This window comes from Syntrophales bacterium, assembly GCA_026417625.1.
Taxonomy (GTDB): domain Bacteria; phylum Desulfobacterota; class Syntrophia; order Syntrophales; family UBA8958; genus JAOACW01.
This window is the reverse complement of the sequence record JAOACW010000004.1, coordinates 60663-75892: the sequence shown is the minus strand read 5'-3', so window position 1 is coordinate 75892 and position 15230 is coordinate 60663. Positions and strand designations below refer to the sequence as shown.

The following is a 15230-nucleotide window of genomic DNA, read 5'->3' as shown; positions in this document are numbered from 1 at the left end:
GCGCTCACCATAAAAAAGCAAACCAGTGAAACAACTATTATCTTACTTCTCCCGATGCTCATTGCTTCTCCATTTCACAATATTTGACACAGAAACTATAACAAAACCCCTCTCTCTTAGCAAAGCAACTAGTTTATCCATTCCCTCCACAGTACATCTGTAAGGATGACCAAACAGGATATGAGGTCCCTTTTTCCGTGATAGACCGTCAACTAAAAGCTCCGGTGTTTCCATTAAATTATCAATAAACATCGTGCGGGATGCGAATGGCAAGTCCAACTCACGTGCAACTGTCATACCTGTACTGTTCGGTGTAGTTAAACTGTCCACAAAGAAAAGCCCCCTTTTTTTCAACTCTTTGAGAACAATCTCCACTTTATCCTCATTCTGCATGAATGAAGAGCCCATATGGTTATTTACTCCAGAAACAAAGGGAACTGCCTTCAGTGCCTCATCCAGTAACTGACGTAACTCATCTTCGACCATCGATGACAAAAGCATTCCTTTTGATCGCTTCCCCGGGTCCTCCGGTTCCATGGGCAAATGGAGTATAACCTCACGACCTGCTTGATGGATGATTGAGGCAACTTCTCTAGCGCGAGAAGAATCAGGAAGAACAGCGAACGTAAGTGGTGCGTCAACGGCAAGTAGCTCTTTGACTATAAACAAATCGCCACCGACATCATCAATTACAATTGCCACTTCTCTCTCTGGTGAAGATCTTTCCAGTAAATGCTTTTTACTGGGTTGTGAAGACTGTGGTGAAATAGGGGATCTCTCGCGACGGTATATGGATCTCTCGTACCATCCGTACCACTTTTTTACCACAAGTGAAACACATACCAAAAACACCAGAAAGGAAAGGAACCACCAACGCCTCTCCCGCCTCTTTCTGCTGCTCACTTAAGACGTCTAACCTTCACGCTTCGTCTGTTTTTTAAATATCTCCCAACTCTTCAATATGTCCACTGCAGCCCGTAATTGGTTATCTCTGTTGACATCACCAAATTCCCTCTTCTTAAACACATCCTTTCTTTTGTCGTTCTCCCCAGGGATCCTGATGGGAACCTTGGGAGCTTTACCTTTATCAACAACAGTCCCATTTTCTTTTTCTTGTGTGGAAGGAATGTGACCACGGAGATCCTTTTCTCTAACGATATACTCATCCCCATCCTCTTCATCGGGTGAGCGTTGGTACTTCACAATTATGTCGGGTGTAATACCCTCAGCCTGAATGGAGCGACCCTTGGGTGTGAAATACCGGGCGGTGGTGAGTTTCAGAGCATCACCGTTTTCTAGAGGTATCACTGTCTGGACAGATCCTTTACCGAACGTTTGTGTACCAAGAAGCAGAGCCCTACCATGATCCTGAAGGGCACCAGCCACTATCTCCGCTGCACTTGCCGTTCCTTCATTAACGAGAACCACCATGGGACAAGATGGCTCTGAACCATCATCTCTCGCGACCTCTCTCTTTTCCATACCCTTTGTCCTTCCCCGTGTATAAACAATAACTCCAGATTTAAGGAATGCATCAGACACAGAAACTGCCTGTTCGAACAACCCTCCCGGGTTATTACGAAGATCCAAAACAATACCTTTCAATAAATGAGTCTTTCCATTTAATTCCCCAAGGGCTTTCAAAAGATCTTCTGTAGTCCTTTCCTGAAAAGAAGAAACGCGAATATAACCAATACCTTCATCAACAAGCTTATGCTTAACACTCGCAACTTTTATTATTGCCCTCGTTATGACAAATTCTTTCAATCTCGTTTCACCTTCCCTCAGAATGGAGAGCTTAACCTTTGTCCCCTTCGGGCCACGGATCCTCTTTACAGCATCCACTATGCTCATATCTTTTGTGGGTTCATCGTTAATCATTATGATCTGATCACCCGCCTTTATACCCGCCATATACGCCGGTGTGTCCTCAATTGGAGAAACTACCGTCAGAACTCCCCTGTGAATAGTGATCTCGATACCTACACCCCCAAAGGTTCCTTCCGTTTCCAATTTCAATTCCTTGTACATATCCGCCGTCATATAACTGCTGTGTGGATCCAAGGACTTTATCATTCCAGTTATGGCTCCGCGAATGAGATCCTGGACCTTAACAGGTTCTATATAGTTCTTCTGCACAATATCGAGCACCTCGGTGAATGTTTTCAGTTCTTTATATATCCCCCTTTCGATAGCAGCAGAAACACCGCTATCACTGTATGGTCCTATAAATATGAGAATGCCCCAAAGAATTATAAACAGAAATAGTAAAGAATTACGTCTCCTCATGCATTTTTCCTCCTAAAATTATGACCATTGATAACACCGGGACAAAAAAAATATCCACTTTTTTTATCAAAGGGAATTCAAATACCGGGCGGTGCCCCTTAAGGAAGAAACGTCACCTGCAAAGAGCACATTTACACGTCGATCGATGGCCTTTATCAACCCACCGAGGACTCTCCTAGGTCCAATTTCAACCACCGTATCGACTCCAAGCTCAACTAAACGTTCAACCGTTTCTTTCCACCTCACAGGAGAAACCATCTGACGCCAAAGAAGTTCTACAGCAGTTTCCCGTGTATGGAACTTCCAAGGATCATAATTGGGAAGAACGGGTATCTTGAATTCGCCAAATTGTATCCCGGAGAGATCTTTATAAAAATCTAAGGCAGCTCGTACCAGCAAACGGGAATGACAGGGGACACTTATGGGGAGTAACACCCATTTTTTCGCCCCTCTTTCACTTAACTCATTTACCACCCGATCTACTAAACCTCTGTGTCCGGATACCACCACCTGATTGGGTGCATTTATGTTGGCTACGTCCACCACCTCATAACCAGTAGCGCACGCTCTTTCACAAACCTCCTTCACCACATTTTCCTCTAGGCCGATAACCGCGGCCATAGCCCCGACCCCCTCGGGAACTGCCTCCTGGTGTCGGAGTGCTCTCAGCTTAACTATATATAGAACATCCGGGAGACTTAGAGCCCCCGAAGCATAAATAGCTGCGTATTCCCCCAAACTGTGACCCGCCAGGTAATGAGGCACAAACGATGTCTCTGATCTCAAAGCCTCCAAAGCTCCCAATTCTAAAGTCAAAACAGCCACCTGGGTGTAAAAGGTACTCGCCAGTACATCCTCAGGCCCCTTAAAACATAGAGACTCCATATCAAAACCGAGTACTTCACTTGCCTTTTTGAAAACTTCCCGGGTTTCGCTGTAAGTTTGATAAATATCAGCCCCCATTCCCACAAACTGGGAGCCCTGCCCTGGAAAAACGAAGGCAACCTTTCCCATAAATTACCTCTCCCGGACGTAAAGCCCCGGTGCCTCTTCTAATGGGGGGTATTTTTCGTTCCCCACCAGGCGCGCTTTCGTACTTCTTCGATCTCCCTTTGTCAACCAGGAAACCCAATCGGGCCACCAAGATCCCTGACAAACCTCTTGCCGAGCTAACCACTCATCAGGTGTTTCCCCTCGACTGGCTTTCCCCGCCCAGTATCTCCGCCGGGAAAACGCCGAAGGCGGATTTATAATGCCTGAAATATGACCTTCACTGGAGAGGACGTATCGCACATCGCACGAAACATGATTCACCGTCTTAAACGTCCCCTTCCAGGGACAGATATGATCCAAGTGGGTACCTACACAGTAAAGGGGCTGGGATATAAGCCCAAGATCAATGGGATAACCGGCTAAAGTAACACCATTCTTTTCCACCAACCTATTGTTCATGTAAAACTCCTTTAAGTAAAAGGAACACATCGCTGCAGGAAGATTGGTACCATCTGTGTTCCAGTATAGCATCTCCGAACGTGGCGGTGTGCCACCGTATAGATAGTTGTGAATAACGTTTCTCCATATAAGATTATCTGCTCCAAGAAGACGAAATGTAAGGTCAATGTATCTTTTGTCCAGATATCCTGTACTCCTCAGTATACTCTCCAGAAATTCCACAGAATTTTTATTGATAAACACCCCGATCTCACCAGGCTCTGAAAAATCAACCAAAGTAGAGAAAAGGGTCCACGTTGCCACTGCACCGGTTCCAGACTTTCGCCTCTCTCTGTTCAACCAAGCCATAAGTGCAGCAAGTGCGGTGCCTCCAATGCAGTATCCCACAGCATGAACTCTTTTCGTTCTACATACCTCATGGCTGATCTGGATAGCCCTTAAAGCACCTTCAATCATGTAATCATCGAATGTAACATCCTTCATGGTTTCATTGGGGTTGCGCCAGCTGATGGTGAAAACTGTGAATCCCTGATCACGCAAGTACCGAACCATGCTGGTTTCCGGGGTGAGGTCCAATATGTAATACTTGTTGATCCAAGGAGGAATAAAGACTATGGGATACTCATAAACCTTTTCAGTAGAGCATGCGTACTGAATTAGCTCCATAAGACGGTTCCTGTATATAACCTTTCCAGGCGTAGTAGCTATATTCCGCCCCACCTCGAAAGCTTTATTATCCACCAATCGGCTGAGAAACTCTCCCTCGAACAAGTCTTCAAACCAGTTTCCCATACCAATCAAGAAACTCTTTCCACCGCTGTCAATAAACTTCTGTACAGCAAAAGGATTTGTCCAGAAATAGTTGGATGGATTGAGGGCGCTCATTATCTGCCTGGCCCAGAAATAAGCCCGCATCCGATCATGCTCGTTTAAATCTTTAGCCTTTTCTATGAGATCTCTCAGCCAGTTCCCCAAAATCGTATGCAAACGCCTAGCAAAAGATGCATAATTCTTGACCGTATTTATCACAGAATCTCGGGTATCTATGGATTCAACACCTTCTTTTGTCTGTAAAATTCTATTCATCTCTTCGAGCACGGCACTCTGAAGAGCATCAAGCAAAGAAATCCACAATTCCTGAAATTCTTCCGAACGCTCAACCCAGGACTCTTGTACCTTCTGAAAGGTTGACACTACCCCCAAAGGATCCATTTTTTTAACCTCTCCTTACAGCTTGGACCATTTTCTGAGGATCGGTTATATAAAGGGCAACTTCTTCAATTGTTGTCTCTTCATTTAGAATCTCGAGAAATACACTTACTTTAAAAGTCTCTTCAAGGAAGGTCTGTAGGTTAACCGCCGCCATGGAATCGAATCCAGGAATATCCCCCAATCTTGTCTCCGCTGTTAGTGGTTGGTCCCCCAGCTCCAAGAATATCTCCCTAATACCTTCTATAATTTTTTTTATAACAGCATCCATGGTTGTACCTCCTTTTTAGATGCGAATAAGATTAGCACCCCATGACAGTCCTCCTCCAAATGCAACGGTTACTACAAGATCCCCCTTCTCAACGAGACCATTACTTACTACTTCGTCAAGAGCTATCAACACTGAAGCACCTGCTGTGTTTCCATAACGGTCAAGATTCACGTAGAAACGATCCTCCGGCAACGACAACTCCCGAGCTATACCTCTTATTATATTTATATTCGCCTGATGGCAGATAAACCACCGTACATGCCGCATACTAACTCCTGTCTCTTCAAGAAGACGCCTTATTATCTTAGGTCCTTTATCAAGAGAAAACGTAAGCACTTCTGCACCCCGCATGCGGAAATAAGCTTGTTTTGGGGAGGTCATTTTATCATAGGGCAACATCGTACCACCACTAGGAACCGTAATCACCTCTGACCCCTTACCATCTGTAGCTAGACATGAATGGATAACACCTGCACCCATATCCCCAGCCTCGAATAGAAGAGCTCCAGCACCGTCCCCGAAAAAGGGATAAGTACTCATATCCTGCTTGTTTAAAATACGAGAGTAGACCTCTGCACCAACTAACAGAATCCTCCTATACATACCGGAACGAATGAACGCATCGCATAAAGCAATACCATACGTACTACCGGAGCAGACAGAATTTATATCAAAAGCAAACGCCCTCCAAGCTCCGAGCTCAGCCTGAACCCTCGTTGCCGTGGCGGGCTGCATGCGATCGGGAGATGATGTCGCAAGAACAATTCCATCTATATCGGTGGGATCGATTCTTGCTCTTTCAAGACACCTGCTTGCCGCCTTAATAGCCAAGTCAGAAGTATACTCGTTGTCATGCGCGTGCCGACGCTCAACAATACCAGTTTTCTTGTAAATCAACTCCTGAGCTTCAAGTGACAGAGAACCCAAATCTGCGTTTCTCACAACCTTTTCTGGCAGGTAACTCCCTGTGGCTCTAAGAAAAGTACTTATCAAGTTCCCCCTCCTTTCAGTGTTAATTTAATAACACCCCCTCAGACCGTCAATCACAGAATAAAAAAACCGTGAGCACCAACTTGTTACCCACGGCCCAGCAAACCCACATTTCAACCTTCAGGTCCCACGAAAGCTCATGGGTACGTATCAACTCCTCTAAAATACAAAAAAACCAACTTACACTTATACACCTTTGAAATTACGCTCACCATATTGTATAAATTATTAATAAAAATCATGATTAGCTGTCAATACGGAAATTACGAATGATTAAGTAAAAAAACCCTGGATACTGCACATCCAGGGTTCTACCGTTCAGCAGGCACCTTAAATCAAACGTTATTTTTCTTTTTCCACGCCTCCTGATAAAGACGACCTATTGAGGTTACAACCGCCAGAAAGAATAAACCAAACATGAAATTAGGTGCCGTTCCCATCCATTCATCGATAAGATAACCCACGTACATGAAGGAGAGGGATGCGAGGACAATCACAAAACCCCACGCACTCAGCATCAGCACTGACGAATTTCTTCGGACATCCTGTACTTTAGTATATTGGGCAGTCATGTCACTGCTCCTTTCTAAATGCTCAACCCACTAGGTTTTTGATACCTTCGATGACGGGGTTGGTGAATAGAGAGATGAGAAGTGTGTAAAGGGCGAAAGCACCAACAGCCTCACTGGTGTACATCTTCTCATACTTGTGCTTGAGTGACGTAATGATCAAACCACCCACAATGAGACAACCAAGTTGAAAATAGGGGAAATCACCAACACCAGCCACCATATACTCCGCAAACCCAAAAGTGGCCGTCATCAAAACCACCGCCACTGCCACAACCAATGTTCCTATCGCCTTTTTCATGATCTTTATCCTCCTTTATTTTTTTCTCTTTTTTCTGCCTTTGACCTAACTACAATGAAAAAGACGTGCCAGCCCGTCATAAGATTTGAAAAGTTTGTAAGTAATTGAAAACACTAGAAAAAAATGGAAGAAGGCCGAGGATTCCGGAGGGAATAAAAAAATTTTTTAAAAGAAAGTTTAAATCCGCTGAAAATAATTTTAATTAATTTTATTACTTGACATTAGAACTTTCGTTCTATTAAAATGGGATGGGTGGAAGGTGGTGAGATGTTATGTATGGGGTGGATAGGGTATTTTCCCTTAGTGCCTGGCCTCTGGCGATTGTTCACGTAGATGGAGATGCCTTTTTCACTTCTTGTGAGGAGGCCCTTCATCCGATGTTGAGGGGAAGACCTCTGGTAACAGGAGGAGAGAGGGGCATTGTAGCCTGTGCGAATTATGTGGCCAAGAGAATGGGTATAAAAAGGGGGTTGTCCTTAAGGGATGCCAGAAGGATATGTCCCCAACTGGTTGTTCTCCCCTCTGACTATGAGACTTACAGTCTCTTTTCCCGGAGGATGTTTGCTATACTTAGGCGTTTTACACCACAGGTTGAGGAGTATTCCATCGACGAGGCCTTTGCCGATATCACCGGGTTAAGAAGTCTTTTCAGGTCCTCTTATGAGGAGATTGCTAAGAAAATGAAGGAAGATATATTCCGGGAGCTGGGGATTACTGTTTCCGTGGGACTTAGTATCACTAAGGTACTAGCCAAGTTGGCTTCCAGGTATCATAAGCCCGATGGTTTCACGGTAATAGAGGGAAGGGAAATAGCGTTTTATTTGAAGGACATCCCCGTAGGGGATCTCTGGGGTATAGGTCCAGCAACGGCGGATTATCTGAACAAAATAGGTGTGCTTACAGCTCTGGATTTTGCCCAACTTCCAGAAGCGGTAGTAAAGAGGTGTCTTGCCAAACCTGGTGTCGAAATTTGGAGGGAGATCCGAGGAGAGTCTGTCTATCCTGTTTCTTACGGGGTGAGGGATACTCGTGTTTCCATCAGCAAAACGAAGACCTTTGCCCCTCCTACTACAGACCGGGAGTACATATTTGCTCATTTGCTCCGTAATTTAGAGTCGGCATGTATGAAGGCCCGCCGTTTTGATTTAGTTCCCCGGAAGCTTGTTTTTTACCTGAAGAAACAGGATACTACGTACTCTGTCCGAGAGATCCGTCTGCCTCGCCCCTCTAATTTACCTCTAGAGCTCGTGGATCTCCTACGTCAGAATTTTGAAGAAGTTTACCAGATAAACACCCTTTATAGGGCTACGGGTGTTATCCTTTCGGAACTTTTACCGGACACGCCGATACAGTACGATTTGTTCGAGGATCCTCTGCGGGCAGAGCGGATCAGAAAAATTTACGAGGTTGTGGATTGTGTGAATGATCGGTTTGGTAAACATACTCTTCACCTTGGGGGTTCTCACCTCATCGAGGTTCAAGGTGATGGTCGTCGGGGACCCCCAACGATTAGGGAGGCTGTAAGGTTTCTGGGAGAAACAAGAAGACGTCACATAGGGCTACCTCTACTGCGTTCAACCTCTTTCCTCAGCGTTACTGCTGTCAGGGGAAAGAGGGAGAGTAGTATCAGGTAAAGCATGGTTGTGTCCAGGCCAAGGAAGGGAATTAGAAAAGCGCAGCACAGGATGGATCCCACACATCCACCTAGGAGATCGGTGCCGTACAGACCAAATACGGCTTCTCTTCCATTCTTTTTTGTCATTGTGCTTGCTAAAGCAAAGAGTATACCCGAGAAAAATCCTCCCGTTCCCAGGAGAACCAGTGTGGTTATAATTTCAGGTTCTACTCCTGTGTAGATAAATATATGGGTCCCGATTAAGAATACGGGATTCAAGAGGAGGAGAACTATAATGTGGTGTTTTTCTCTTAAATTTTCTCCTGCCCAAGCACCAAAAGTTAGTCCTCCCATGAAGGAAGTGAGCAGCAATCCCACATCTCGGAATAGTACGCCTGCCTTTACCTGATAGTACAGTAGAAGGATCGTTTCCATCACCATACTCATCATTCCTGAATAGAACGCTATAAGTAGGGGAACCGATCCTAGTCTCCTCAAGGCGAGGAATAAAGGAAGTACAGAGGTCAGGATAAGAATTAACGTGAACCAGAGGATTATATGTTTCTCCAGAGCTGGTATGAAAGACTCTTTGTTCAATTCCGGCAGGAATTTGGAAAGCCAAACGAGGAGGGCAAAACGGTAACATATTGGCTGAATATCTCTGTTTATGGGTATCGCTGAACTATAGGACATGTTTTTTGCCGCTTCATAACGATCGTTGGTATAAATGTACCTAATGTAATCTGGGTTTAGGAACTTTCCCCTAATGTTTCTCTCGTGCAGCCTTGTTATTAAAGTTTCGTACGTGGCGGGAAACCGAGTTGGAGATGCCAATATTACATTGACCGTTCCTGGGAGAATTTCTACCTCTGAAAAGACGCTCCTGAGCGCACCGATGATGCTTTGCATTTTCATCATCATAAGAGGTGTCCAGAAGTTTTCTCCTCCCCGTAGGCTCAGCGACAGAACGCCATTTTCTTTTAACGATGCTGCACAAAGACGAAAGAATTCCTCAGTGTAAAACCTGTTGGTGCTTCCTGAGGATGGTTCGGGCATTCCTATTATGATAAGATCGTATTGCTGTGCTGATTTAAGGAAACGGCGGGGATCAGTGAAGGTTATTTTGACCCGTGGATCTACGAAGGATTTTGCGATGTCCTCGGGCAACAGAGGGATGAGGATATCCATCATCTTTTTGTCCAGTTCCACATAATCTATGCGTATCGGTTTGTGTTTCAGGATCTCTTTCAGGTACCCCTTTGTTCCGCCTCCGAGTAGGAGAACATGTTTAGGATTGGGATGCTGAAGGGCACTGAGATGTATGGGGATTTCTCCTTCTGGTGTTTCTGTGTCAGTGGTTAGGGCATCATTTTCGAAGATGGTGAGCTGAGAGAAGTATTGCGTAACAGAGATCCGTCCGTAAGGAGTGTCCTGAGAGGTGAGCAACCTGGGATGATTCCATTTTGTCATTTTGAAATCCAGTGATGTTGTGTAAGTTGCCAAACCTAGAGTAGAAGCAGTTAAAAGAACGAAAATAGGAAGGTACTTTTGGTTCAAAGGGGATTTCGAGGACACGTAAGTGCCTGTAACTGCGGTGGTAAGTGTGCAAATAATGCCCAATTGCAGATTCTGGATTCCTAGTGAGAGTGTTATGGTGGCTAGGATTCCCGCAGTGAGTCCACCTGCGCATTCTATGGCGTACGCTCGGGCGATGGATACCTTTTCCTTCCTTGCATCAAGGTAGTTTCGAGTGGCGATTGTGAAGAGGGGTCCTGAAATGATCGCTACTGGTAAGAGGGAAAGCGCAGCTACGATGACCTGTGTGTGGAGTTGCATATAGGAACCTGGCACGATACCTAGAAGTGGTCTAGTACCCCTAATAAATACTATTACCACAGGCAGAACAATGGTAAATGCCAGAAGGAGTGCGGGGAGAGTTCCAGGGGTGGGGAGAAGCACCCGACGTGAGAGGGTTGCCCCTATACCGCCCCAGAGAAGCCAAAAGGCAATGGAAACAAGATATATAAACTCCACTCCGTAGAATGTAACTGTTAACTCCCGGAGTAGTACAACCTGGGAAAGTAAGGTTACTAATCCTGTAACATAGAGGACGAGAATCATTTAATCAGTGTTCTCGGACCTCTGATTCTGAGAACACTATAGCTTGGAAGGTGAAGATTTGACATCCTTCCCGCCAGTCATGCGGTGAGAGACCTGCTTTCATTGCGAGATGGTTGAGCATCTCTTCTCTGGACCACCCCTGTTCTACAGCGACCTGTGGCAGGAATACGGCACTCCTTCCTTTCTTACGAATGAGAACACCATCCCTACCTACAACTATGTCCTGAGGACCCGAAACGGGCTTAACTGGGGTAAGAACGGAGATCTCTATTTCTGTGTCTTTCAATTCGTTTGCCGAGATGGGTGGAAAACGGGGATCGTTGAAGGCCGCTTGCATTGACATAGCTCCAACCTGCCATGCAAGGGGTGCATCTGGTTCCATATGACCTATGCAACCTCGGAGTTCTCCGTGTTTCTTGAAGGTTACAAAAACTCCCCGACGCTGATTGGCTGCACGGGAAAAACCCCTCACCAGTGGCGTAATCTGGAAGTTGAGGAATTGTGTAACTGTGTTTCTTGCTAGTGAGAGAAGGGCCTTTTTATCTTCCATCGTTAGAGGTAATTCTCCATTCGAAGGAATTTCCTTCTTATCCTTCCAGGTCTCTTTCTTTTCCTCTCGCGTAAAAACAACAGCACCATAACCCACTACCCGGTGTCTTTCTCCAACTGGACTGTCACCGGAATTTGCATAGCTTACAACGTATCCACCCCGTGCTCCAAGTGTGCGGGCGGCCGCCTGAGCTACCATTATAGGTGCTGCTCCACAGGCGGTGGTTTGAAGACCAGGTATAGAGCGACTTTGAATTTCGCGAATGGTTTTATCCAGAACTGCGGGATCCAAGGTAATTATAGCGTTCAACACATCGCTATCGACCTTTCGGGCTACATCGTAAGTAGGATAATGGGATAGATCGGAGCTTGCAACAATCAGAACTTTTTTCCCTTTTAGCAATTCCCCTAGGAATGTACCAAAACGAGAGCATAATTCCACAGATGGTCTTCCAATTACAAGCGGCACGATCTTTGCGTTTGGGAAAAGTACCTGTATGAAAGGAAGTTGCACCTCGATGGAATGTTCTTTAGCATGGGCGCTGCTATCCATGACGCAGTCAGGTGAGTTTTCTAGCAACGTGTGCACCAATTCCTGGTCAATCCAAACTGTACCTAGTGGGGTTTCAAAACCATCACCAGGATAAAGGGCAATACCCTTTAATGTAGCGGATGTGTGATTTGTACCCAGAATAATAACGGTATCATAATCTTTTCCTGCCACCTGTTTGAAGGCATCCGCAGCTATCTGCCCGGAATAAATGTAGCCTGCATGGGGGGCAACGATGGCAATCGGGTCCTTTACGGGGGATTTGACCGCGCTTTCTAGCAGGATTTCCACCGTTTTTTTCAATGTTACTTTATTTCCAGGATAGAACCTCCCGTCAACGGCGGAGGGTCTAATAACTTTGCTGGATTTTTTGTCTGCATTTATTACCATAACACCTCCAAGAAGGATGGTTAGCATTACGATGATTTGAATAATCGGGCTTTTAAACCATTTTAAGCCCATACACCTGAAATTTTTCTATTGCAGAAGGCACATTTTCCGTTTTTAATGTGTATCTGCTTCACAAAAAAGCCTGTACGGGATATTACCATCTTGCCACAGTTCGGACAATAGGTTGAGTTTGCAGGATGGTCAGGGACATTCCCCACGTATACATAATGTAGACCTCTCTTCATGGCGATTTTGCGGGCTCTTTCCAGAACTTCAACGGGAGTGGGAGGCAGATTTAAAAGGCGGTAGTCAGGATGAAAGCGAGTGAAGTGGAGAGGCACATCTGGCCCAACTTCCTTGTAGAGCCAATCGGCCAATGCACTTATCATGCTCTCTGAGTCATTAAGTGTAGGTACAACTAAATTTACGATTTCCAAGTGAACTTTTTTTTTGGCAATGAACTTTATCGTTTTCAAAACCGGATAGAGCTCCGCTCCGCATACCTCTCGGTAGAAATCCTCGCTGAATCCTTTGAGATCTACCTTAATTGCGTCAAGACAGGAGCAGAGTTCTGAAAGTGGATCCTCATTCATAAATCCGCATGTGACAAGCACGGATCTTATTCCTCTTTTTTTAGCTTCCTTGGCGATGTCTACCATGTACTCTGTAAACACTGTGGGTTCGTTGTATGTGAACGCTATCACAGGAGCTTTGTTTTTTTGCGCCATGTGTACGATAACATCGGGCGGAGTATATGGAACGGGATGGTCTTCCGGAGCGGCCTGCGAGATTTCCCAGTTCTGACAAAAGCGACAACTCAGTGGACACCCGGTAGTGGCCAGAGAAAAAGCTGCTGCTCCTGGTAAATAGTGGTAAAAAGGTTTCTTTTCGATAGGGTCAGTATGAATGGCGACAGGTCTTCCGTAAACTAGGCTTCTTAATTCGCCGTCTACGTTCATCCTTGCTCGACACCGTCCTCTTTTTCCCGCCCTAATGAAGCATCCCTGGGCACAGAGTAAACAGCGGATCAAGTTCTTTTCATGGCGGTATGATCCCCCGCCACTCATCGGTACGGGGCCGTGGCACACGGCGCAGCTTGAAGCTGTTTCTACGGAAACCCAGTATCTTGCCCGGGGAGCATCGGTGTCGAGGTTGAGTTTTCTTTCCCTCGCTAAGAGATTGAGGGGTAGAACGGTTGAACCCGCAATGATCAGTATTCCTTTCCCCAGATTTCTGATAAATGTTCGCCGAGAAATCATTGTTTTCTTAAGAAGCGGGTTGATATTTGATTTTAACTCTGATACGTACAACGACAAAAGTCAAGGAATTTGAGGAGAACAGCTAGGGTGATCGATCTCCATACCCATTCTATCTTCAGTGACGGAGAGCTTATCCCCTCTGAGCTCGTACAAAGAGCAAGAACGAAAGGGTATCGGGCTATTGCCATTACTGACCATGGTGATGAGTCTAATATAGACTTCATAATCCCCCGTGTGGTTCATATTTGTAGTAAGTTGACAAAGGTTTACGGCATGCCGATTCTTGGTGGCATAGAGATCACCCATGTACCCCCAGAAATGATAGACTCGCTTGTTGGACAAGCCCGACGTCTGGGTGCACAGATCATTTTAGTTCACGGGGAAACGTTGGTGGAACCTGTACCTGTGGGCACAAACAGGGCGGCAATTGAAGCGGGAGTGCATATACTGGCCCACCCGGGGCTTATAACTGAAGAAGAAGTTGCTTTAGCAGCCCAGCGAGGTGTTTTTTTGGAAATTTCTACCAGGAAGGGTCATTGCCTCGCTAACGGTCATGTGGTTCGTTTGGCAAAATTGTACGGTGCATCGCTGATACTAAACACAGACGCTCATGCTCCGGAAGATCTCATAACCTGTGAAGAGGCTGTTAAGATAGCCCAGGGTGCGGGATTAAGCACTGAAGAGGTCCTCGGTCTTCTGAAAAAGGGAGAAGAGCTGGCCGAAAAATTAATGGCGGGTGAAAAAGCGCCCTAGCGAAGGGGGCTGAATATTTTCCCATCTGGCATTATTTCCACGAGGCGGCCGTTCACGTGGGATATTCTGGTCAAGATGGTGGGTATAATCTTCCTTTGAGCGTGTCTCATAAGCTCTTCAATGTTTCTAAAAGCACTTATTTCTTTTAACGTCATAATCGTGGGGAGAACCAACGAGAAATTCCCCTCTTCGTATCTCTTTAAAGCATCTCGGGGGCTTATCCAGGTGTGTTCTGTTAATTCTTTACCGTCGATTTCCGCCTCGAGCAATGGGGAAACCTCGACCAAAAAAAAACGCACGTCGTAGCGATGTGGCAGACCCTCCGGTGTGATCCAATGAGCAAAGTATACAAGTCTGTCGGTAGCAAGTAGAAAACTGTTGGACATCAAAAGATCTCTGAAGGAGTTATGTTTTTCTCTTACGTGTTTCAGAACATTCGAACAATAATGACCATCGGCGAGAAAATTTCCCTCCTTATCATACGCGAGAAGTATGCCGGTTTCTTCAAAGGTTTCCCTTATACCAGCGATCCACGATGCTAAGGCTATTTCTTTTGTTTTCGCATTTTTCAACAAGTTATACGCAAGATCGCGGTTGAGGTTTCTGCAGAGTGATTCCATTTCTGATTCGAGATCTTCGTCTTCAACACAACCGCCGGGAAATACGTAGCAATTAGGTACGAAAACGCTTTTTGGGTGGCGTTTTACCATGAGAACTTCAATATCTTCATTTTGATAACTTTTTCGAAGGAGTATTACTGTTGCAGCTTCTTTGGGAGTTGTAGAAAGGGTATTCATGTAATACTTTATACTCTAAATTGCCAAATACAACAAGGCCCTTTCTTTTTCCCTTGACAACGTACGGAAGATGTTTTACGGTATTTCAGTAAATTGTCCTATAAAATCAAGTCGA

General features: G+C 45.4%; 14 protein-coding genes. 2 read left to right on the top strand and 12 right to left on the bottom strand.

Annotation, left to right across the window (positions count from 1 at the left end; all coding sequences use genetic code 11):
* Positions 1-42 precede the first annotated feature (42 nt).
* The 8 genes from N2317_04240 to N2317_04205 all read right to left on the bottom strand — a co-directional run bounded on the left by N2317_04240 (position 43) and on the right by N2317_04205 (position 7081).
* Positions 43-903: a divergent polysaccharide deacetylase family protein gene (locus N2317_04240; GenBank protein ID MCX7816707.1), complete on the bottom strand. Its 861-nt coding sequence runs from the start codon at positions 901-903 to the stop codon at positions 43-45.
* A 9-nt stretch (positions 904-912) separates the two neighbouring features.
* Positions 913-2289: a S41 family peptidase gene (locus N2317_04235; GenBank protein ID MCX7816706.1), complete on the bottom strand. Its 1377-nt coding sequence runs from the start codon at positions 2287-2289 to the stop codon at positions 913-915.
* A 66-nt stretch (positions 2290-2355) separates the two neighbouring features.
* Positions 2356-3303: an ACP S-malonyltransferase gene (fabD, locus tag N2317_04230; GenBank protein ID MCX7816705.1), complete on the bottom strand. Its 948-nt coding sequence runs from the start codon at positions 3301-3303 to the stop codon at positions 2356-2358.
* 3 nt (positions 3304-3306) lie between these two features.
* The gene (locus N2317_04225; GenBank protein MCX7816704.1) at positions 3307-4953 is read right to left on the bottom strand and encodes a hypothetical protein; all 1647 of its coding nucleotides are present in this window, start codon (positions 4951-4953) and stop codon (positions 3307-3309) included.
* 4 nt (positions 4954-4957) lie between these two features.
* Positions 4958-5221 (bottom strand): acyl carrier protein, encoded by a 264-nt coding sequence (locus N2317_04220; protein ID MCX7816703.1) that lies wholly within the window; start codon positions 5219-5221, stop codon positions 4958-4960.
* A gap of 15 nt (positions 5222-5236) precedes the next feature.
* On the bottom strand, positions 5237-6214 hold the full coding sequence (locus tag N2317_04215) for a ketoacyl-ACP synthase III (protein ID MCX7816702.1): 978 nt from the start codon (positions 6212-6214) through the stop codon (positions 5237-5239).
* A gap of 332 nt (positions 6215-6546) precedes the next feature.
* Positions 6547-6783, bottom strand: coding sequence for an AtpZ/AtpI family protein (locus N2317_04210; GenBank protein MCX7816701.1), 237 nt, complete (start codon positions 6781-6783; stop codon positions 6547-6549).
* 22 nt (positions 6784-6805) lie between these two features.
* A complete protein-coding gene (locus tag N2317_04205) occupies positions 6806-7081 on the bottom strand; it encodes a hypothetical protein (protein MCX7816700.1) in 276 nt (91 codons plus the stop codon).
* 272 nt (positions 7082-7353) lie between these two features.
* Between N2317_04205 and N2317_04200 the strand changes: the two genes are divergently transcribed.
* Positions 7354-8715: a DNA polymerase IV gene (locus tag N2317_04200; protein ID MCX7816699.1), complete on the top strand. Its 1362-nt coding sequence runs from the start codon at positions 7354-7356 to the stop codon at positions 8713-8715.
* On the opposite strand, the gene N2317_04195 is transcribed toward N2317_04200, so the two are convergent.
* The 3 genes from N2317_04195 to amrS form a co-directional block, all read right to left on the bottom strand.
* Positions 8631-10817 carry a hypothetical protein gene (locus N2317_04195; GenBank protein MCX7816698.1) on the bottom strand — a complete coding sequence of 729 codons (2187 nt, stop codon included), beginning with the start codon at positions 10815-10817 and terminating at the stop codon, positions 8631-8633. The genes N2317_04200 and N2317_04195 overlap by 85 nt on opposite strands.
* A 4-nt stretch (positions 10818-10821) precedes the next feature.
* On the bottom strand, positions 10822-12306 hold the full coding sequence (amrB, locus tag N2317_04190; protein ID MCX7816697.1) for an AmmeMemoRadiSam system protein B: 1485 nt from the start codon (positions 12304-12306) through the stop codon (positions 10822-10824).
* A 62-nt stretch (positions 12307-12368) separates the two neighbouring features.
* On the bottom strand, positions 12369-13565 hold the full coding sequence (amrS, locus tag N2317_04185; protein ID MCX7816696.1) for an AmmeMemoRadiSam system radical SAM enzyme: 1197 nt from the start codon (positions 13563-13565) through the stop codon (positions 12369-12371).
* 87 nt (positions 13566-13652) lie between these two features.
* Between amrS and N2317_04180 the strand changes: the two genes are divergently transcribed.
* Entirely contained in the window at positions 13653-14318 is a 666-nt protein-coding gene (locus tag N2317_04180) for a histidinol phosphate phosphatase domain-containing protein (protein ID MCX7816695.1), read from the top strand.
* Here N2317_04180 and N2317_04175 read toward each other — a convergent pair.
* Positions 14315-15115, bottom strand: coding sequence for a hypothetical protein (locus N2317_04175; protein ID MCX7816694.1), 801 nt, complete (start codon positions 15113-15115; stop codon positions 14315-14317). The genes N2317_04180 and N2317_04175 overlap by 4 nt on opposite strands.
* Between the last annotated feature and the right edge of the window lie 115 nt (positions 15116-15230).

Bases quoted from the DNA above. Each gene is read 5' to 3' on its own strand.
- N2317_04235 (MCX7816706.1), bottom strand. From the start codon at position 2,289: ATGAGGAGACGTAATTCTTTACTATTTCTGTTTATAATTCTTTGGGGC.
- fabD (MCX7816705.1), bottom strand. From the start codon at position 3,303: ATGGGAAAGGTTGCCTTCGTTTTTCCAGGGCAGGGCTCCCAGTTTGTG.
- N2317_04225 (MCX7816704.1), bottom strand. From the start codon at position 4,953: ATGGATCCTTTGGGGGTAGTGTCAACCTTTCAGAAGGTACAAGAGTCC.
- N2317_04220 (MCX7816703.1), bottom strand. From the start codon at position 5,221: ATGGATGCTGTTATAAAAAAAATTATAGAAGGTATTAGGGAGATATTC.
- N2317_04210 (MCX7816701.1), bottom strand. From the start codon at position 6,783: ATGACTGCCCAATATACTAAAGTACAGGATGTCCGAAGAAATTCGTCA.
- N2317_04205 (MCX7816700.1), bottom strand. From the start codon at position 7,081: ATGAAAAAGGCGATAGGAACATTGGTTGTGGCAGTGGCGGTGGTTTTG.
- N2317_04200 (MCX7816699.1), top strand. From the start codon at position 7,354: ATGTATGGGGTGGATAGGGTATTTTCCCTTAGTGCCTGGCCTCTGGCG.
- N2317_04195 (MCX7816698.1), bottom strand. From the start codon at position 10,817: ATGATTCTCGTCCTCTATGTTACAGGATTAGTAACCTTACTTTCCCAG.
- amrB (MCX7816697.1), bottom strand. From the start codon at position 12,306: ATGGTAATAAATGCAGACAAAAAATCCAGCAAAGTTATTAGACCCTCC.
- amrS (MCX7816696.1), bottom strand. From the start codon at position 13,565: ATGATTTCTCGGCGAACATTTATCAGAAATCTGGGGAAAGGAATACTG.
- N2317_04175 (MCX7816694.1), bottom strand. From the start codon at position 15,115: ATGAATACCCTTTCTACAACTCCCAAAGAAGCTGCAACAGTAATACTC.